This window comes from Janthinobacterium sp. 1_2014MBL_MicDiv, from assembly GCF_001865675.1.
Taxonomy (GTDB): Bacteria; Pseudomonadota; Gammaproteobacteria; order Burkholderiales; family Burkholderiaceae_D; genus Janthinobacterium.
Genome location: NZ_CP011319.1, coordinates 1565217 through 1582388 on the forward strand (window position 1 = coordinate 1565217; position 17172 = coordinate 1582388).

The 17172-nt window shown below is 64.1% G+C and carries 22 protein-coding genes; 17 read left to right on the plus strand and 5 right to left on the minus strand.

The window, feature by feature from the left end; genetic code table 11:
• Nucleotides 1-13: 13 nt before the first annotated feature.
• Nucleotides 14-1156 carry a PA0069 family radical SAM protein gene (locus YQ44_RS06915; protein WP_071326311.1) on the plus strand — a complete coding sequence of 381 codons (1143 nt, stop codon included), beginning with the start codon at nt 14-16 and terminating at the stop codon, nt 1154-1156.
• A gap of 295 nt (nt 1157-1451) precedes the next feature.
• A complete protein-coding gene (locus YQ44_RS06920) occupies nt 1452-1721 on the plus strand; it encodes a hypothetical protein (protein ID WP_156894718.1) in 270 nt (89 codons plus the stop codon).
• Here YQ44_RS06920 and YQ44_RS06925 read toward each other — a convergent pair.
• Both YQ44_RS06925 and YQ44_RS06930 read right to left on the minus strand, forming a co-directional pair.
• Nucleotides 1699-2277: a gamma-glutamylcyclotransferase gene (locus YQ44_RS06925; RefSeq protein ID WP_156895018.1), complete on the minus strand. Its 579-nt coding sequence runs from the start codon at nt 2275-2277 to the stop codon at nt 1699-1701. The genes YQ44_RS06920 and YQ44_RS06925 overlap by 23 nt on opposite strands.
• 62 nt (nt 2278-2339) lie before the next feature.
• On the minus strand, nt 2340-3305 hold the full coding sequence (locus YQ44_RS06930; protein WP_071322753.1) for a LysR family transcriptional regulator: 966 nt from the start codon (nt 3303-3305) through the stop codon (nt 2340-2342).
• Nucleotides 3306-3430: 125 nt separating this feature from the next.
• On the opposite strand from YQ44_RS06930, the gene YQ44_RS06935 reads away from it, so the two are divergent.
• The 15 genes from YQ44_RS06935 to YQ44_RS07005 all read left to right on the plus strand — a co-directional run bounded on the left by YQ44_RS06935 (nt 3431) and on the right by YQ44_RS07005 (nt 15362).
• On the plus strand, nt 3431-3964 hold the full coding sequence (locus YQ44_RS06935) for a VOC family protein (RefSeq protein ID WP_071322754.1): 534 nt from the start codon (nt 3431-3433) through the stop codon (nt 3962-3964).
• A gap of 55 nt (nt 3965-4019) precedes the next feature.
• Entirely contained in the window at nt 4020-5048 is a 1029-nt protein-coding gene (locus tag YQ44_RS06940) for a fumarylacetoacetate hydrolase family protein (protein WP_071322755.1), read from the plus strand.
• A 14-nt stretch (nt 5049-5062) separates the two neighbouring features.
• Nucleotides 5063-5713, plus strand: coding sequence for a maleylacetoacetate isomerase (gene maiA, locus YQ44_RS06945; protein WP_071322756.1), 651 nt, complete (start codon nt 5063-5065; stop codon nt 5711-5713).
• 202 nt (nt 5714-5915) lie between these two features.
• Nucleotides 5916-6695, plus strand: a complete 780-nt coding sequence (locus YQ44_RS06950; protein WP_071322757.1) for a uracil-DNA glycosylase — start codon at nt 5916-5918, stop codon at nt 6693-6695.
• A 38-nt stretch (nt 6696-6733) separates the two neighbouring features.
• On the plus strand, nt 6734-7285 hold the full coding sequence (locus YQ44_RS06955) for an NADAR family protein (RefSeq protein ID WP_071322758.1): 552 nt from the start codon (nt 6734-6736) through the stop codon (nt 7283-7285).
• A gap of 331 nt (nt 7286-7616) precedes the next feature.
• Nucleotides 7617-8093, plus strand: coding sequence for a Fe-S cluster assembly transcriptional regulator IscR (iscR, locus tag YQ44_RS06960; RefSeq protein WP_065310626.1), 477 nt, complete (start codon nt 7617-7619; stop codon nt 8091-8093).
• A 42-nt stretch (nt 8094-8135) separates the two neighbouring features.
• On the plus strand, nt 8136-9392 hold the full coding sequence (locus YQ44_RS06965) for an IscS subfamily cysteine desulfurase (protein ID WP_071322759.1): 1257 nt from the start codon (nt 8136-8138) through the stop codon (nt 9390-9392).
• 52 nt (nt 9393-9444) lie between these two features.
• Nucleotides 9445-9834: a Fe-S cluster assembly scaffold IscU gene (iscU, locus tag YQ44_RS06970; protein ID WP_038493869.1), complete on the plus strand. Its 390-nt coding sequence runs from the start codon at nt 9445-9447 to the stop codon at nt 9832-9834.
• Nucleotides 9835-9885: 51 nt separating this feature from the next.
• Nucleotides 9886-10206, plus strand: a complete 321-nt coding sequence (gene iscA, locus YQ44_RS06975) for an iron-sulfur cluster assembly protein IscA (RefSeq protein ID WP_071322760.1) — start codon at nt 9886-9888, stop codon at nt 10204-10206.
• A gap of 67 nt (nt 10207-10273) precedes the next feature.
• Nucleotides 10274-10789, plus strand: a complete 516-nt coding sequence (gene hscB / locus YQ44_RS06980; protein ID WP_071322761.1) for a Fe-S protein assembly co-chaperone HscB — start codon at nt 10274-10276, stop codon at nt 10787-10789.
• Between the two features lie 108 nt (nt 10790-10897).
• Nucleotides 10898-12778 carry a Fe-S protein assembly chaperone HscA gene (gene hscA, locus YQ44_RS06985; protein WP_071322762.1) on the plus strand — a complete coding sequence of 627 codons (1881 nt, stop codon included), beginning with the start codon at nt 10898-10900 and terminating at the stop codon, nt 12776-12778.
• Between the two features lie 195 nt (nt 12779-12973).
• Nucleotides 12974-13315 carry an ISC system 2Fe-2S type ferredoxin gene (fdx, locus tag YQ44_RS06990; RefSeq protein WP_034750070.1) on the plus strand — a complete coding sequence of 114 codons (342 nt, stop codon included), beginning with the start codon at nt 12974-12976 and terminating at the stop codon, nt 13313-13315.
• Nucleotide 13316: 1 nt separating this feature from the next.
• Nucleotides 13317-13511 carry a Fe-S cluster assembly protein IscX gene (gene iscX, locus YQ44_RS06995; protein ID WP_071322763.1) on the plus strand — a complete coding sequence of 65 codons (195 nt, stop codon included), beginning with the start codon at nt 13317-13319 and terminating at the stop codon, nt 13509-13511.
• Nucleotides 13498-14412, plus strand: a complete 915-nt coding sequence (locus tag YQ44_RS07000) for a class I SAM-dependent methyltransferase (RefSeq protein ID WP_071322764.1) — start codon at nt 13498-13500, stop codon at nt 14410-14412. Before iscX ends, YQ44_RS07000 begins: the two co-directional genes overlap by 14 nt.
• A 191-nt stretch (nt 14413-14603) precedes the next feature.
• Complete coding sequence (locus YQ44_RS07005; RefSeq protein ID WP_071322765.1) at nt 14604-15362, plus strand: rRNA pseudouridine synthase; 759 nt, start codon at nt 14604-14606, stop codon at nt 15360-15362.
• Here YQ44_RS07005 and YQ44_RS07010 read toward each other — a convergent pair.
• The 3 genes from YQ44_RS07010 to YQ44_RS07020 all read right to left on the minus strand — a co-directional run bounded on the left by YQ44_RS07010 (nt 15359) and on the right by YQ44_RS07020 (nt 17171).
• The gene (locus YQ44_RS07010) at nt 15359-15787 is read right to left on the minus strand and encodes a group III truncated hemoglobin (protein WP_071322766.1); all 429 of its coding nucleotides are present in this window, start codon (nt 15785-15787) and stop codon (nt 15359-15361) included. The genes YQ44_RS07005 and YQ44_RS07010 overlap by 4 nt on opposite strands.
• Before the next feature lie 63 nt (nt 15788-15850).
• Complete coding sequence (locus tag YQ44_RS07015; RefSeq protein WP_071322767.1) at nt 15851-16387, minus strand: RDD family protein; 537 nt, start codon at nt 16385-16387, stop codon at nt 15851-15853.
• Nucleotides 16377-17171 carry a DUF3106 domain-containing protein gene (locus tag YQ44_RS07020; protein ID WP_071322768.1) on the minus strand — a complete coding sequence of 265 codons (795 nt, stop codon included), beginning with the start codon at nt 17169-17171 and terminating at the stop codon, nt 16377-16379. Before YQ44_RS07020 ends, YQ44_RS07015 begins: the two co-directional genes overlap by 11 nt.
• Between the last annotated feature and the right edge of the window lies 1 nt (nt 17172).

Below are 17172 nucleotides of genomic sequence, written 5' to 3' on the forward strand. Positions count from 1 at the left end.
CGCCGGGCAAGCCATGTTGCCGCCCCAGTCGCTGAAAGCCCTGAAGGGGCGTGGCGCCGTATCAAATTTGCAAGGACGCTACGAAGTGCATGCGCGCGACGGCTTCGATGACGGCTGGGGCGTGGCTGGCGCGGACGCGGACGCTGAAGGGGAGGGTGTCGCGCCATGGAAGACGCAGGTCAGCGACGAGCAGGCGCGCACCATCCTCACGCGCAACGCTTCGCCAGATTTGCCGTTCAATGTGTCCCTGAACCCGTACCGGGGCTGTGAACATGGCTGCATCTATTGCTTTGCCCGTCCCACGCACAGCTACCTGGGCCTGTCGCCGGGTCTCGACTTCGAAAGCCGCATCTATGCCAAGGTGAATGCGCCGGAATTGCTGCGGCGCGAACTGGCCAGGCCGTCCTATGTGCCGGAGCCGATCGCGCTGGGTGTGAACACGGATGCCTATCAGCCGTGCGAGCGCGAGCGGCAACTGACGCGGCGCGTGCTGGAAGTGCTGCACGAATGCGGGCATCCGGTGGCGCTGATCACCAAATCCTCGCTGATCGAGCGCGACATCGACTTGCTGGCGCCGATGGCGGCCAAGCGCCTGGCTGCCGTGGCCGTCACCGTCACCACGCTCGACCCGGCCATCGCGCGCACGCTGGAACCGCGCGCTGCCGCTCCCGCGCGGCGCTTGCGCACGATCCGCACCTTGACGGACGCGGGCATTCCCGTGGGCGTCAGCATCGCCCCCATCATTCCTTTCGTGACGGAACCGGAAATCGAGCAATTGCTCGAAGCCGTGCGCGACGCGGGCGCCATCCACGCCCATTACGTCGTGCTGCGCCTGCCGTGGGAAGTGAGTCCCCTGTTTCAGCAATGGCTGGAAGCGCACTTCCCGGAACGGGCCCAGCGCGTGATGAATAGGGTGCGCGAAATGCGTGGTGGCAAGGATTACGACAGCGCCTTCGGCACGCGCATGCAAGGCGAAGGCGTATGGGCCGACCTCATCCGCCAGCGCTTCGAGAAGGCCGTGCACCGCCTGGGTCTGCATGGCAGGGGAGGCCGCTTCAAGCAGCTTGACTGCACCCAGTTCCGCCGTCCGCTGGTGGTGCCGCCGCTGGGCGCCAAGGCGAAAGGGAGCAATGCGGGGCAGCTGGATTTGTTTTAGATCAGGCTTGAGGTCGGGCAGTCATGGCGGCCTATGCCGGCCGGGCGCGGCTCCGCTGACAGCGCATGAGACGCGGCGAGGATGCGAGGAGGTGGCGTGGCGGCCACGCGCGAAGGCCGATGCCCGACGACATAGTCCGTGGCCCATAGTCGGGCATAGTCTCCATCGTCGCGCATAGTCCGCGCTGCGGCGGCGGGGGGAACGGGCAATCGCTGGCCGGAGCGCGGAGCGTGCCGGACGTGGACAGGGGCTGCGTGCCGGGATGGGCGGTGGCGCCGGGCTGCATGGGGAGTACTTGCTGGCATTCACCGATGCCGCCGCCGGGCCGGGCTTGCGGATGCCTGGCGGCCGGCCGTGCGAGCGCGGGCGCGAGCGGAAAGAGGGGCGACGCGCGTCGGAGGTGCTGTTGGGAGTACTGTACGCGGGCGGGCATCTGGTGGTGCTGATTGCCACCGCCTTGGCGATCGCCTGGCCGCCGGGGTTGGTGCTGCCGCTGGCGCTGGCATCGCAGTTCTTGCCGGCCCACTGCCCGCCCGAAGCGGTCAGCTCGCCGTGCCGTCCTTGATCTGCGCCAAATGCTGCTCGATGGCGAAGACGTGCGGGTCGCTCTTGCCCAGTTCGCGCAGGGCGCTGGCCAGGTGCAGCAGGTAGTCGCTGTTCGGGCCGCTGGGGCCGGCCGAACGGGCGATCTGGCGCGCGATGTCGAGTTCGGGCGCGGCGCCCAGGAAGGCGGCGTTTTCTTCATTGGCGATGTAGACGAGGCCGTCGACCTTGCTGCCATCGTCGAAGGTGATCTCGGTGGCCAGGCGCAAATAGCCGTTCTTTTCGCGGTGGTCGAGGTGGGCGAAGACTTCGGGCGTGATCAGGTAAGCCATGCCGTCGCACACGGCGCCCGCCTGCGGCACGATGGTGGCGACCCGGCCCGGCGCCATCGGCGTGCCGCGGTGGTCGTGCGAACCTTGCCAGAAGCGCCGCGTCCAGCCCTTGATGCTGGCGGGACGCCGCTCGAGGTAGGGAAAATCGGCCTTGTAGATCAGCGAGCCATAGCCGAACAGCCAGACTTGTGCATGGCCGTCGAAGGTGTTCATGCGCTGGTTGATGGCGATGGTGGCGGCGTCGATGGGCGACAGGTCGTTGTGCGCAGGCTGGGTCATGGCGTAAGCGGTGAAAGGGCGATGGTGGATTATAAAGGTGCGCCGGCCGCGCCGCCCGCAGGCAGGGCGTCGCGTGTGCCGCCGTTCGCTCCCACATTCCACTCGTGCGTCTCGACGAACTGGAACAGGAAGGCCATGAAGCTTTCGGCCGCCGGCGACAGCGAACGTGCCGTCTTCGTGTACACGAAAAAGCGCCGCGTCAGTTCCGGCTCGTGCAGCGCGCGCATGTGCAGTTGATACAGCTTGACCATCGGTTCCGCGTACGGCAGGCAGACCGTGATACCCAGGTTGGCGCTGACCATGGCCAGCGCCGTCGTCATGAAGGTCACTTCGTTGTAGGGATTGAGCGACAGGTCGCGGAAGCTGCCGTGCATGTCGCGCAGCAGGCGCTCCGTGAACTGGCCCTGCAGCGAGATGAACGGGTAGTCGCCCACATCGGCCCAGGTGACCCGCTCTTTCTGCCGCAGCGGATGCTGCTCGGGGAAAACCAGCACGAAGGGCATCTCGAACAGCACTTGGGCGCCGATTTCCGCCGTCGGGTCGCGTTCGGGGCCGATGCCGAAATCGACTTCGCCGCTGAAGACGCGCGCCGACACATTCTCCACCGGACAGTCGACCAGGCGCAGCTGCACGTCAGGGTGCGCCTCGCGGTAGGCGGCGATTACTTCCGGCAGCAGGGTGCACGCCATCATCTGCGGCGCGGCGATGCGCACCAGGCCCGTCTTCAGGGCCTTGCGCTGGGCGATGCCGGCCATGGCGCCGTCGAGGTCCTCGATCATCTTTTCAAACAGCGGATACAGCTCGCGGCCGATTTCCGACAGCTGCGTCCTGCGCGTGCTGCGCTCGACGACGCGCACGCCCAGCACGCTTTCGAGTTCCTTGATCAAGCCGCTCAGGGCGGACTGCGTCACGTGCAGGTATTCGGCGGCCAGGGTAAAGCTGCCGGTCTTGGCGAGCGCGACGAAAGCGCGCATCTGTCGCAGGCTGGGACTCATAAGATAATCCGATAAATCAATGGTTAAATATTGTTTGTATGATAGCTGGAACTCGATTCTAATGGTGAAAACTGAAAAAACCGCCAGCCATCGCGCCGCGCGCGCATCCATTGGAGACAGACAGCATGAAGATCAAGCAAATCCACCACGTCGCCTACCGCTGCATCGACGCGAAGAAAACCGTCGAGTGGTACGTCAAGCATTTGAACATGAATTTCGTCCTCGCCATCGCCGAAGACCTGGTGCCGTCGACCAAGGCGCCGGACCCGTACATGCACGTCTTCCTCGACGCCGGCCAGGGCAATGTGCTGGCCTTCTTTGAATTGCCGACGCAGCCGCCGATGGACCGCGACCGCAATACGCCGGCCTGGGTGCAGCACCTGGCGCTGGAAGTGGCCAGCATGGACGAACTGCTGGCCGCCAAGGCGCGCCTGGTGGCCGGCGGCGTGGAAGTGCTGGGTCCCGTCAACCACGCCATCTTCCAGTCGATCTACTTCTTCGACCCGAACGGCCACCGCCTGGAGCTGGCGGCCAATGTGGGCACGCCCGAGATGATGGCCAAACTGGACGCCGTCAAATGGGAAATGCTGGAAGAATGGTCGCAGACGCGCCGCGCGCCCAAGCACGCCGCCTGGATGCACGCGCCGGCCGACGCCTGAGCGCCGCCTGCCTGCTCCATCCGACACCTGAACACTACGCCACACAAGGAAAACCATGAAACTCGCAACCCTGAAAAACGGCAGCCGCGACGGCGCCCTGATCCTCGTCAGCCGCGACCTGCGCCAGTACCAGCGCGTGGCCGCCATCGCGCCGACCCTGCAGGCGGCGCTCGACAACTGGGACGCCGTCGCGCCCCGGCTGGAACAGGCTTACGCCGCCCTGAACGCGGGCCAGGCGCCGGACGCCCAGCCGTTTGACGCAACGCTATGCCACTCGCCGCTGCCGCGCGCCTACCAGTGGGCCGACGGTTCGGCCTACATCAACCATGTGGAACTGGTGCGCAAGGCGCGCAACGCAGAAGTACCGGCCTCGTTCTACACGGATCCGCTGATGTACCAGGGCGGCTCGGACAGTTTCATCGGTCCGCGCGACCCGATCTTCGCCCTGTCGGAAGAGTGGGGCATCGACCTGGAGGCGGAAGTGGCGGTTGTCACGGGCGACGTCGCCATGGGCGCCGGCGTGGCGCAGGCGGCGAAAGCTATCCGCCTGGTGATGCTGGTCAACGACGTCTCGCTGCGCAACCTGATTCCGGGCGAACTGGCGAAAGGTTTCGGCTTCTTCCAGTCGAAGGCGGCCAGCGCGTTTTCGCCGGTCGCCGTCACGCCGGACGAACTGGGCGCCGACTGGGCTGACAGCAAGCTGCACCTGCCGCTGCTGGTGGACCTCAACGACAAGCCCTTCGGCAAGCCGAATGCGGGCGAAGACATGACGTTCAACTTTGCGCAGCTGGTGGCGCATGCGGCCAAAACGCGCGAACTGGGCGCCGGCAGCATCGTTGGCTCGGGCACCGTGTCGAACAAGCAGGGCAGCCTGTTCGGTTCCAGCATCGACAACGGCGGCGTGGGCTACTGCTGCCTGGCCGAGGTGCGCATGTATGAAACCATCGAACATGGCGCGCCGAAGACGGCCTACCTGCAATTCGGCGACACGGTGCGCATCGAGATGCGCGACGCGGCCGGCGCCAGCATTTTCGGCAGCATCGAGCAGACCGTGGCCCTGTACGCCGGTGCCGCGCGCGCCTGAGGGGAGGGTCTGCCATGAAGCTGTACACCTATTTCCGCAGTTCGGCCGCCTACCGCGTGCGCATCGCCCTGAACCTGAAGGGCGTGGCCTATGACAGCATCCCCGTGCACTTGCTGCGCGACGGCGGCCAGCAGCTGCTGCCGGCCTACCGCGCCGTCAATCCGTCGGCGCTGGTGCCGGCGCTCGACGACGATGGCGCCATCCTGACGCAGTCGCTGGCGATCCTCGAATACCTCGATGAAACGCGCCCTGGCGTGCCGCTGCTGCCGGCGGATGCGCCTGGGCGGGCCCGCGTGCGCGCGCTGGCGCTGGCGATCGCCTGCGACGCGCATCCGCTGACGAATCTGCGGGTCCTGAAATACCTGAAAAATACGCTGGGCCTGTCCGAGGAAGCCAAGCAGGAATGGTACCGCCACTGGATGGCCGAGGGACTGGCGGCCGTGGAAGCGCTGCTGGTCCAGGGCGATGCGGCCGGAACGAAGCTGTTCTGCCATGGCGACGCCGCCAGCATCGCCGACTGCTGCCTGGTGCCGCAAGTGTTCAATGCGCAGCGCTTCGGCATCGACCTGGCGCCATACCCGCGCGTGGCGCGCATCCACGCGCACTGCAGCGGCTTGCCCGCGTTTGCCGCCGCCCATCCGTCGCAGCAGCCGGACGCCGAATAGCGCCGAACAGGCGGGGTGCCGCCCTTTGAACCATGGGCTTGATTCAAAGCAAGCGCAAGCGAAAGCAAGTCCCGGCCCGGCAACAGGCCGGGACTTTTTTATTCTGCGAGTGACATGCTTCATGGGCGTAACTTTGTGTTTTCGTTAAGGTTGGCCTGGCGGTGCGCTACAATTTGCGTTTGCGCAATCGACTACGAGTTCCATGACCGTTCCCACACTCCCCGCCAGCATCGCCGACGCCCTGTCCCTGGCGCATGCTTCCTGGCGCCCCATCCTGCTGCGCGGCCTGCACGCCGTGATGGCGGCCGATCCCGCCTACCTGCCGGCGCTGGCCGTCGACGATTACCTGCCCACGCAGGGCCGGCTGTTCGCCGCCTTTGCCCTGCCGCTGGCGCAGGTGCGCCATGTGCTGGTGGGCGAGGGGCCGTATCCGCGCGCCGAGAGCGCCACGGGCGTGTGTTTCATGGATGGCGCCGTCGGCAGCCTGTGGTCGGCCACGGGCCTGTCGAAGCCCGTCAACCGCGCCACCTCGCTGCGCAACTTCATGAAGATGCTGCTGGTGGCCGATGGCCAGCTGCAGGGCGGCGACACGTCCGGCGTCGCCATGGCGCCCGTGGCCGCCGCCGCGCTGCTGCCCGGCAGCGGCGTGATCCAGACCTTGCCCGACCTGCAGCGCAAGATGACGGAGCAGGGCTTTTTGCTGCTCAACGCGGCCCTCGTGTTCCGCGCCCATGTGCCGCCCGTGCAGGATGCGCGCGGCTGGCTGCCCTTCCTGCAGGTGGTGCTCGAGGCGCTGGCGCGGCAGGGTGGCGCGGATCTGCCGCAGCTGGTGCTGTGGGGCAAGATTGCCGAACTCGTCAAGCGCCTGCCGGTGGCCGCATCCTTGCCGCAGGTGACGGCCGAACATCCGTATAATCTGTCCTTTATCGGCAATGGCGAAATGCAGGCCCTGTTTGGCCCGATGCAGCTATTGCGTGCTTGAGCTTGAATTAGCGCCTGTCTGGCGGAAGTCCGGGGAATATGCAAATTAGTAACGTTGAAGAATTGAAGGCATGGATAGGCGCCGGCGGCGTGCCCGACTATCTGTATTTCTGGGGCCACACGCCGGCGCAGCCGCAGGTGGCCGATAAAAGCTGTTTCAGCCAGTGGTTTCCCTCGCCGTTCAGTCTGGCGGGCGTGACGTATGCGACGGCCGAGCATTACATGATGGCGCAAAAGGCGGCCCTGTTCGGCGATACGGCCGTGCAGGCGCGCATCGTGGCGGCCGGGCGGCCGTCGGAAGTGAAAAAGCTGGGGCGCGAGGTGGCCAATTTCGACGCCAAGGTGTGGGAGGCGGCGCGCGCCGGCATCGTCTTCGATGGCAATTTTGCCAAATTCTCGCAAAAGCCCGCCTTGCGCAAGTTTTTGCTGGGCACGGGCGAGCGCATCATCGTCGAAGCGAGCCCCGTCGACCGCATCTGGGGCGTGGGCCTGGCGGCGGACAATCCGCGCATCGCTGATCCGTCCCGCTGGGACGGCTTGAATCTGCTGGGTTTCGAACTGATGAAAGTGCGCGCCGCCCTGCGCGGCTGATGACGCCTGGCCAAACCTGCTGCGCGTCGGCATGGGTGGCCGGCGATGCCCGCCACGTCGGCGCCCGTGCCGGCCTGCGCTTCTTGGTCGCCGTTCCCTTCCGCCCGCGACGGTTTTGCCCGGTGCCGTGACGCCGGCGATTTTCCGATTGTTGTTTTCCTGATGCCGCCGCGCCTGGCGCGGCCTGCCATGCCCCTGCCAGCCCTGTGGTCATCGAGGGGCGCTCTGACAAACCCCGCCGAATTTGTTATACTTGACTAAATCATTCAACTACTCGGGGTTAGGGAAGTTGAAAAACCGCAATATTTTAAACTAGTTGAACCGAGGATGTATGCGTCTGACTACAAAAGGCCGTTTTGCCGTGACAGCGATGATCGATCTTGCCCTGCGCCAGGGCAAGGGTCCGGTCACCTTGTCCGGCATCAGCCAGCGCCAGTCGATTTCCCTGTCCTACCTGGAACAGCTGTTCGGCAAGCTGCGCCGGCATGAGATCGTCGAATCGATCCGTGGTCCCGGCGGCGGCTACAGCCTGGCGCGCCGCGCCGACAAGGTGACGGTGGCCGACATCATCATCGCCGTCGACGAACCGCTGGATGCGACGCAGTGCGGCGGCAAGGAACATTGCCATGGCGCCGACGCGGCCACGGGCGCGCGCTGCATGACGCATGAATTGTGGTCCACACTCAACGAAAAAATGGTCGATTATCTGGATTCTGTGTCGCTGCAGGACCTGGTCGACCAGCAGAGACAAAAGAATGCCGAGCAAAGCGTGATGGTGATGCACCGTAACCACGCCGCCCTCGGTTGATAAATACAAAATACTAAGTTGCTGATTGCATTGGAGTTATTGATGAACGCCCCTGAAAAAAACGTAGGCCAAGTGCACTTTGAAACCGCACCGCATTTCCCGATCTACATGGATTACTCGGCCACCACGCCGATCGATCCACGCGTCGCCGACAAGATGATTCCTTACCTGCGCGAGCAGTTCGGCAATCCGGCATCGCGCAGCCACATGTATGGCTGGACGGCGGAAAAAGCCGTGGAAGAGGCACGCGGCCACGTGGCGGCACTGGTAAACGCCGATCCGCGCGAAATCATCTGGACTTCCGGCGCAACGGAAAGCAACAACCTGGCCATCAAGGGCGCGGCACAGTTCTACAAGACCAAGGGCAAGCACATCATCACCGTCAAGACCGAGCACAAATCGGTGCTGGATACGGTGCGCGAACTGGAACGCATCGGCTTTGAAGCCACCTACCTGGAACCGCAGGACAATGGCCTGATCACCGTCGAGCAACTGGCTGCGGCCGTGCGCCCGGACACCATCCTCGTGTCGGTCATGCTGGTGAACAATGAAATCGGCGTGATCCAGCCTATCGACGAGATCGGCGTATTCTGCCGCTCGAAAGGCATCATCTTCCATTGCGACGCCGCGCAGGCGACGGGCAAGGTCGTCATCGACCTGCAAAAAACCAAGGTCGACCTGATGACCTTCACGGCGCACAAGACCTACGGCCCGAAAGGCGTGGGCGCGCTGTACGTCTGCCGCAAGCCGCGCGTGCGCCTGGAAGCGCAGATGCACGGCGGCGGCCACGAGCGCGGCCTGCGTTCGGGCACCCTGCCGACGCACCAGATCGTCGGCATGGGCGAAGCGTTCCGCATCGCCAAGGAAGAAATGGACAGCGAAATCGGCCGCATCCAGGCCCTGCGCGACCGCCTGGCGAAAGGCTTGCAGGAGATCGAAGAAGTCTACATCAACGGCGACATGGAACACCGCGTGCCGCATAACCTGAACGTCAGCTTCAACTACGTCGAAGGTGAGTCGCTGATCATGGCGATCAAGGATATCGCCGTGTCGTCCGGTTCGGCCTGCACCTCGGCCAGCCTGGAGCCATCGTACGTGCTGCGCGCCCTGGGCCGCAGCGACGAACTGGCGCACAGCTCGATCCGCTTCACCATCGGCCGTTTCTCGACCGAGGAAGACATCGACTTCGCCGTCAACCTGCTGAAATCGAAAGTGCACAAGCTGCGCGACCTGTCGCCGCTGTGGGACATGTTCAAGGAAGGTATCGATATCAACTCGATCCAATGGGCTGCCCACTAACCAACACCCTGGCCTCAATCGGGGCCGGCAAGAATATTTAAGGAGCATCAAAATGGCTTACTCGGACAAAGTACTCGATCACTACGAAAACCCGCGCAACGTGGGCGCTTTCGACAAGGGTGATGAAACCATCGGCACCGGCATGGTGGGCGCGCCCGCTTGCGGCGACGTCATGAAACTGCAGATCAAGGTCGGCGCCGACGGCCTGATCGAAGATGCGAAATTCAAGACCTACGGCTGCGGTTCGGCCATCGCCTCGAGCTCGCTGGTGACCGAATGGGTCAAGGGCAAGACGCTGGATCAAGCCTTGTCGATCAAGAATACGCAGATCGCGGAAGAGCTGGCCCTGCCGCCAGTGAAAATCCACTGCTCGATTCTGGCGGAAGATGCCATCAAGGCGGCAGTGCTTGACTACAAGACCCGTCACCCGGCAGCAGCTTAAACGTTGGCAGCCCGCCCCAGCCGCAAGGCCGGGGCAGTTGCGGAGAAATACATGATCACACTGACCGAAAAAGCGGCGAAGCACATCAACCGTTATATCGAACGGCGCGGCAAGGGCGTGGGCCTGCGCTTTGGCGTGCGTACCACGGGCTGCTCGGGCCTGGCCTACAAGCTGGAATACGTCGATGAAGCGGCTGCCGAAGACAGCGTCTTCGAATCGCACGGCGTGAAAGTCTTCGTCGACCCGAAAAGCCTGCCGTACATCGACGGCACGGAACTCGATTTCGCGCGCGAAGGCTTGAACGAAGGCTTCAAGTTCCACAATCCGAACGAAAAAGACGCCTGCGGCTGCGGCGAAAGTTTCCGCATCTAAGACGCAAGTATCACCCCGGTCGGTGCGCTGTACCCATCGATTGAGGTACAGCGACCACCGACAGACTATGCAAAACCACTTCGAATTATTCCAGTTGCCGGCCCAGTTCGCGCTCGACATGCCCGCGCTCGACGCGGCCTACCGCGACGTGCAGGGCAAGGTCCATCCCGACCGTTTCATCAATGCCAGCAGCGCCGAAAAGCGCGTCGCCATGCAGTGGGCGACACGCGCCAATGAAGCCTACCAGACCCTGAAAAGCCCGCAAAAGCGCGCGCAGTACCTGTGCGAACTCAATGGCGTCGATTTGCAGACGGAGTCGAACACGGCCATGCCGGTCAGCTTCCTGATGCAGCAGATGGAATGGCGCGAGGAACTGGGCGACGCGCGCGCCGGCAAGGATGCCGACGCGCTCGACGCGCTGGACCGCCAGCTGCGCGGTGAACGCAAGGCCCTGCTGGCCCAGGTGGCGGCCCAGCTCGACGGTGGCGATTATGTGAACGCGGCGCAAAGCGTGCGCGCCCTGATGTTCCTCGACAAATTCGGCGAGGAAGTCCGTTTTGCCTATGAGGCCATCGAGGCCTGACCGGCCGATAGCTTGACCTGCGTGCCAAGCGCCAGTCTGGCGCGCGTCTTATAATGCACGCCATGCATCAGCTGCACTACGCACAAAATTAATCGAGGCACGAATACAATGGCACTTCTGCAAATTTCCGAACCAGGCATGTCGACCGCGCCGCACCAGCACCGCCTGGCCGTCGGCATCGATCTTGGCACCACCAATTCCCTGGTCGCGACGGTCCGCAACAGCATTCCCGAGGTGCTCAACGATGAAGAAGGGCACTCGCTGCTGCCATCCGTCGTGCGCTACCTGCCGAACGGCCATGCGAACATCGGCTACAAGGCCCTGGCCGCGCAAACCACCGACCCGAAAAACACCATCGTCTCCGTGAAGCGCTTCATGGGCCGCGGCCTGGCCGATATCGCCTACGCGGAAAACCTGCCCTACGACTTCCAGGACACGCCTGGCATGGTGCAGCTGAAAACCGTGGCCGGCGTGAAAAGCCCGGTCGAGGTGTCGGCGCAAATCCTCGCCACCCTGCGCCAGCGCGCCGAGGATTCGCTGGGCGATGACCTGGTGGGCGCCGTCATTACCGTACCGGCGTATTTCGACGATGCCCAGCGCCAGGCCACGAAAGATGCCGCCCAATTGGCCGGCATCAATGTGCTGCGCCTCTTGAGCGAGCCGACGGCCGCCGCCATCGCGTATGGCCTCGATAACGCCTCCGAAGGCGTGTACGCCGTGTACGACCTCGGTGGCGGCACTTTCGACATCTCGATCCTGAAACTGAGCAAGGGCGTCTTCGAAGTGCTGTCCACGGGCGGCGACTCGGCCCTGGGCGGCGACGATTTCGACCGCCGCCTGTTCTGCTGGATCAGCGAGCAGGCCAAGCTGGCGCCGCTGTCGGACGAAGACACGGCCATCCTGATGGTCAAGGCGCGCGAAATCAAGGAATTGCTGTCGAGCAAGCCGGAAACGCTGATCGACGCGGCCCTGAACTCGGGCGAGGAAATCCACCTGCGCATCACGGCGGCCGATTTTGCCGCCATGACGCAGCACCTGGTGGGCAAGACCATGAACGCCATCAAGAAGGCCTTGCGCGACGCGAACGTGGATGCGGACGACGTCGACGGCGTGGTGATGGTGGGCGGCGCCACGCGCATGCCGCACGTGCAGCGCGCCGTCAGCGAATTCTTCCACACGACGCCGCACGCGAACATCGACCCGGACAAAGTGGTGGCGCTGGGCGCCGCCATCCAGGCCAACTTGCTGGCGGGCAACCGCGCCGCCGGCGACGACTGGCTGCTGCTGGACGTGATCCCGCTGTCGCTGGGCATCGAAACCATGGGCGGCCTGGTGGAAAAGATCATCCCGCGCAATTCGACGATCCCATGCGCGCGTGCGCAGGAATTCACGACCTTCAAGGATGGCCAGACGGCGCTGGCCGTGCACGTGCTGCAGGGCGAGCGCGAACTGGTCAGCGACTGCCGTTCGCTGGCGCGCTTTGAACTGCGCGGCATTCCGCCGATGGTGGCGGGCGCCGCGCGCATCCGCATCACGTATCAAGTCGATGCGGACGGCTTGCTGTCCGTCTCGGCGCGCGAACTGCGCTCGGGCGTGGAAGCGTCGATCAGCGTCAAGCCGGCCTACGGCCTGGGCGACGACGACATCGCGCGCATGCTGCAGGATTCCTACACCTCGGCCGACGTCGACATGGTGGCGCGCGCCCTGCGCGAAGAGCAGGTGGAAGCGGAACGCATCGTGCTGGCCACGCAGTCGGCGCTGGACGAGGACGGCGGCTTGCTGGACGCCGCCGAACGGTCCGCCGTCGACGGCCTGATGCAGCAGGTGCGCGACGCCATTGCCCAGTCGCAAAGCGGCGCCATCGACCACCAGGCCTTGAAGCTGGCGATCGAGGCGCTGGCCGACGGCACCGAGGATTTCGCCTCGCGCCGCATGGACCGCAGCGTGCGCACGGCCCTGACCGGTAAATCGCTCGACCAGGTCGTGTGAGGACACTTGGCCAAACCTGCTGCGCGTCGCGCTTTGCGGCCGGCGATGCCCACCGTACTGGAGTACGGTTGCGCTTCTCGGCCACAAATCACTGCCGCTCGCTACGGTTTTGTCAGGTGTTGTAATAGTGTTGACATGCGCGCCGTGTGCCATTGCTGCGGCAGCGCCCCAAATCATTGAAATTGTAGAGGTAATATGCCCCAAATCGTCATTCTGCCGCACGCCAAGCTTTGCCCGGACGGCGCCGTCATCGAAGCCCCTGCCGGCAAGTCCATCTGCGACATCCTGCTGGAAAACGACATCGACATCGAGCACGCCTGCGAAAAATCGTGCGCCTGCACCACTTGCCACGTGCTGGTGCGCGAGGGCATCGAATCGCTGAACGAGGCGACGGAACTGGAAGAAGACATGCTGGACAAGGCCTGGGGCCTGGAAGCCGTGTCGCGCCTGTCGTGCCAGTCCATCGTGGCCGAGGCCGACCTCGTCGTCGAAATCCCGAAATACACGATCAACCAGGTCAGCGAAGGCAGCCACTAACATGAAATGGTCCGACATTCACGTGATCGCCGAGGCGCTGTACGACGCGCATCCGGACATCGATCCCCTGACCGTGCGTTTCACCGACCTGCATAACTGGGTGGTGGAGCTGGACGGCTTCGACGATGACCACACGCGCGGCGGCGAAAAGGTGCTCGAGGCGATACAGATGGCGTGGATCGATGAAGCGCGCTAAGGACGCGGTGCCCGCCGCCGCGGCTCCTGCGCCGAAAGACATCATCACGGCCGCCAGCAACATGCCCGAGATCAAGGATGGCCAGTCGGTCGCCTTGCTGCAGGAATTGCACATCCTGACGCGCGACGGCAAGATGAACCAGGACAGCCGCCGCAAGCTCAAGCAGGTGTACCACCTGACGCAGTTCATCGAGCCGCTGCTGCGCGAAGTGCAGCTCGACCATCCCGGCGTGTCGCTGGTCGACCATGGCGCCGGCAAGTCCTACCTGGGCTTCATCCTGTACGACCTGTTCTTCAAGAATGGCAACGACGGTTCGCACATCTACGGCATCGAGACGCGCGAAGAGCTGGTGCAGCGCTCGCAGGAATTGGCGAAGAAATTCAAGTTCCCCGGCATGTCCTTCCTGCCCCTTTCCGTGGCCGAATCGACGGAATCGAAGCTGCTGCCCAGGCAGATCGACATCGTCACGGCCCTGCATGCGTGCAACACGGCCACCGATGACGCGATTCACTTTGCCCTGAAGAAAAAGGCGAAATTCATGGTGCTGGTGCCATGTTGCCAGGCCGAAGTGGCTTCCGTCTTGAAGAAGAACAAGGGTAAGAGCCTGGGCAAGAATGTCTTGACGGAACTGTGGCGCCATCCGCTGCATACGCGCGAGTTCGGCAGCCAGATCACCAACGTGCTGCGCTGCCTGCAGCTGGAAGCCCATGGCTACCAGGTCAGCGTGACGGAGCTGGTGGGCTGGGAGCATTCGATGAAGAATGAACTGATCATCGCCAGCTACAAGAACCTGCCGCGCCAGCGTCCGACCGAGCGCCTGCAGGAAGTGCTGCAGACCCTGGGCCTGGAAGAGATGGGCCACCGTTTCTTTGCCGAGGAACTGGCGAAGGCGCAAGCCTGATTGTTGGCTTACGCGGCAAGCCGCTAAGCCAACCTACAGCGCCGCACATGGTCGGGTAGATCGGATTAGCGCAGCGTAATCCGACAATCAGCAGCGTAAGCCGACAGTCATCAGCGCAAGTCGTAAAAGGGGAGGAGCGAGTCGGTTACAATACCGGCTTTCTCCTCCTCTTGCTTTTTGCGCATCCCCCCATGACCACACCAATTGCAATGCCCACCGTCCGCCTGGCCAAGCGCCTGTCTGAAGACGTGCCCTGTTCGCGCCGCGAGGCCGAGCTGTATATCGAGGGCGGCTGGGTGACGGTCGACGGCGTGCTGGTGGAAGAGGCGGGCGCGCGCGTGGCCGACAACCAGACCGTGGTGCTGCTGCCGAACGCCACCCTGGAAGAAATGCCGCCCGTGACGATCTTGCTGCACAAGCCGGCCGGCATCAATGGCGGCGTGGGCGCGGAAGGCAAGCCGGCCCTGAGCTGCCTGCGTCCCGAAGAGATTTTCACGCCCGAGAACGTTGCGCCCAGCTCCGTCACGCGCTTCCTGAAACGCCACCTGATCGGCCTGACCATCACCAATCCGCTGGAAACCATGGCTTCCGGCCTGCTGGTGTTCACGCAGGATTTCCGCGTCGCCCGCAAGCTGGTCGACGAAGCGAAAACGGTGGAGCAGGAATTCATCGTGGAAGTGACCGGCGACATCATGGAAAACGGCCTGGCGCTGCTGAACCATGGCTTGCCCTTCAATGGCAAGCCTTTGCCGCCGATCAAGGTCAGCTGGCAGAACGAGACGCGCTTGCGTTTCGCCCTGAAAAACGTGCAGCCAGGCCAGATCGCCCACATGTGCAAGATGGTGGGCCTGGACGTGGTGGCCATGAAGCGCTTGCGCATCGGCCGCATTTCGATGGGCGCCATGCCTGTCGGGCAATGGCGCTATCTGCAGGGCTACGAGAGATTCTAAAGCTGCGGCGCCACGATGGAATGGCTTTCTGCAAAGCTTTTCCATAGCCGTTCGGCAATATTCAAGGCGATGGTGTCGGCCTTCTCTTGCAGGGCCGGGTTGCCCATGGCTTCCGTGGTGGCAAAGAACAGGGTCAGCCAGCGGCGGAACATGCATGGCGTCAGGTGTTCCATCTGCGCGTGCTGGGCCAGCGGCTTGCCGTGGTAGCGCATGGTGCCGCGCAGCAATCCGGACCAGAAATCAACGAGGGTGGCCAGGTGGGCGTCCCAATCCTTGACCTCGGCGGCAAAGATGGGGCCGAGCATGGCGTCATCGCGCGCGGCTGCATAAAAGGTATGCACGAGCTGCTTGACTTCGTCTTCGCTGCAGACTTCCGCGCGGTATTTGGCAAAACGGGTGTGGGGGAGGGGGGCTGTATTATTCATGGCATGCCATGATCGCAGAGCCCCTGTGGCGCTTCAATGACCCAGGTCAAGCCGCCTGAAAACTCAGGCGGCGACTTTCTTCGACTTCTTCGCGGGCGCCGGCAATTGCACGATCTGCGTGCCGAGCAGCTTGTCGTGCAGGAACTGGCCATTGCCCGTGAACAGGGCCGTGGCCGACCAGGCCAGCATGCCGATGCCGATGGCGCCCAGGGCCGCCCAGTGCTGCAAGTCCAGCGCATACGACAGCACGAGCGCCGGCAGCAGCCACATCCAGGCCAGCAGGTAGCGGCAGGCGGCCACGCGCAGCGGCACATGGGCGTGGCCCGGCAGCACCACTTTCAGGCGCCACGTCTTCATGGCCAGCGTCTGCCCTTCGCGGCTCCACTGGTGGATGAAATACGCGCCCATGACGAGGAAGGCCAGGCATTGGCGCATGTGTTCCGTCAACGGCGTGTGCGCGCCCTGCACGGCCAGCTCGAACACGAGGAATGGCAGAAACAGCACGGCCAGGGCCAGCAGCGACTCATACACCATGGAAATCAGGCGGCGCTTGATACTCGGGAGGGAAGTGTTGCTGGCAGCAGGCGTGCTATTTGGCATTGGTTGGCAGTGGGGCAGGCGTGGTGGGTGGCGTGACGGGCACGGCGTTCGGTAGCGGGCTGGCGGCAGGCGGCAGCGCGGCTGGCGCAGTGGCGGGCAAGGCCGCCGCCGGCAATGCGGGCGCCACGCTTGCCGGCGCTGCGGGTGCCGCCGGTGCGACGGTCACGGGCGTGGCGGGCGCCATGATCACGGCCGGCTTGGTGGTAGTCGAATTGAGCGCGGGGACTTTGCCCAGCGGCTTTTTCGGCACGGGTTCGGCCGCCAGTTTTTTCTTTTGATCTTCCGGCAACTGCTGGTATTGCTCCCACTGTGCGGACTTTTGACCTGGATCAATCTTCTTGGTGCGCGTGTAATTTTCACGCACGAGTCGGCGCTGCTCGGGCGTCAGCTTGATCCACTCGCGCATGCGCTCGTGCACGCGCGCCTGTTCGTCCGGCTTCATCGAGGCGTAGCGGTTGGCGATGTCCAGCCATTTCTGGCGGCGCAAGGCGTCGAGCTTGTTCCATTCGCCGGCCAGCGGCTGCAAGGCTTCCTGCTGCGCGCGCGACAGCCTGTTCCACTGCAGTTTGTCGGTGCTCTGCGGTGCGCCAGCCTTGCTGCCGGCGCGTGGCGCGGCCGGCTTGGCGGCAGGGTCGCCCGCCTTGGCTGCCGGTGCGGCGACGACGGCGGCTGCGGGCGGCGCCGCATGTTGCTGCGCGCCAACCCAGGAAGCGCCGGCCAGGGCGCAGGCGCCCAGGCCGATGCCTGCGGCGATCCAGCCGTTGCGTACGCTGATGCGTGCCATG

Excerpts from the sequence above, each read along its gene's own strand:
- YQ44_RS06915 (WP_071326311.1), top strand. The coding sequence starts at position 14 with ATGTTGCCGCCCCAGTCGCTGAAAGCCCTGAAGGGGCGTGGCGCCGTA.
- YQ44_RS06930 (WP_071322753.1), bottom strand. The coding sequence starts at position 3,305 with ATGAGTCCCAGCCTGCGACAGATGCGCGCTTTCGTCGCGCTCGCCAAG.
- YQ44_RS06935 (WP_071322754.1), top strand. The coding sequence starts at position 3,431 with ATGAAGATCAAGCAAATCCACCACGTCGCCTACCGCTGCATCGACGCG.
- YQ44_RS06940 (WP_071322755.1), top strand. The coding sequence starts at position 4,020 with ATGAAACTCGCAACCCTGAAAAACGGCAGCCGCGACGGCGCCCTGATC.
- maiA (WP_071322756.1), top strand. The coding sequence starts at position 5,063 with ATGAAGCTGTACACCTATTTCCGCAGTTCGGCCGCCTACCGCGTGCGC.
- YQ44_RS06950 (WP_071322757.1), top strand. The coding sequence starts at position 5,916 with ATGACCGTTCCCACACTCCCCGCCAGCATCGCCGACGCCCTGTCCCTG.
- YQ44_RS06955 (WP_071322758.1), top strand. The coding sequence starts at position 6,734 with ATGCAAATTAGTAACGTTGAAGAATTGAAGGCATGGATAGGCGCCGGC.
- iscR (WP_065310626.1), top strand. The coding sequence starts at position 7,617 with ATGCGTCTGACTACAAAAGGCCGTTTTGCCGTGACAGCGATGATCGAT.
- YQ44_RS06965 (WP_071322759.1), top strand. The coding sequence starts at position 8,136 with ATGAACGCCCCTGAAAAAAACGTAGGCCAAGTGCACTTTGAAACCGCA.
- iscU (WP_038493869.1), top strand. The coding sequence starts at position 9,445 with ATGGCTTACTCGGACAAAGTACTCGATCACTACGAAAACCCGCGCAAC.
- iscA (WP_071322760.1), top strand. The coding sequence starts at position 9,886 with ATGATCACACTGACCGAAAAAGCGGCGAAGCACATCAACCGTTATATC.
- hscB (WP_071322761.1), top strand. The coding sequence starts at position 10,274 with ATGCAAAACCACTTCGAATTATTCCAGTTGCCGGCCCAGTTCGCGCTC.
- hscA (WP_071322762.1), top strand. The coding sequence starts at position 10,898 with ATGGCACTTCTGCAAATTTCCGAACCAGGCATGTCGACCGCGCCGCAC.
- fdx (WP_034750070.1), top strand. The coding sequence starts at position 12,974 with ATGCCCCAAATCGTCATTCTGCCGCACGCCAAGCTTTGCCCGGACGGC.
- iscX (WP_071322763.1), top strand. The coding sequence starts at position 13,317 with ATGAAATGGTCCGACATTCACGTGATCGCCGAGGCGCTGTACGACGCG.
- YQ44_RS07000 (WP_071322764.1), top strand. The coding sequence starts at position 13,498 with ATGAAGCGCGCTAAGGACGCGGTGCCCGCCGCCGCGGCTCCTGCGCCG.
- YQ44_RS07005 (WP_071322765.1), top strand. The coding sequence starts at position 14,604 with ATGACCACACCAATTGCAATGCCCACCGTCCGCCTGGCCAAGCGCCTG.
- YQ44_RS07010 (WP_071322766.1), bottom strand. The coding sequence starts at position 15,787 with ATGAATAATACAGCCCCCCTCCCCCACACCCGTTTTGCCAAATACCGC.
- YQ44_RS07015 (WP_071322767.1), bottom strand. The coding sequence starts at position 16,387 with ATGCCAAATAGCACGCCTGCTGCCAGCAACACTTCCCTCCCGAGTATC.
- YQ44_RS07020 (WP_071322768.1), bottom strand. The coding sequence starts at position 17,171 with ATGGCACGCATCAGCGTACGCAACGGCTGGATCGCCGCAGGCATCGGC.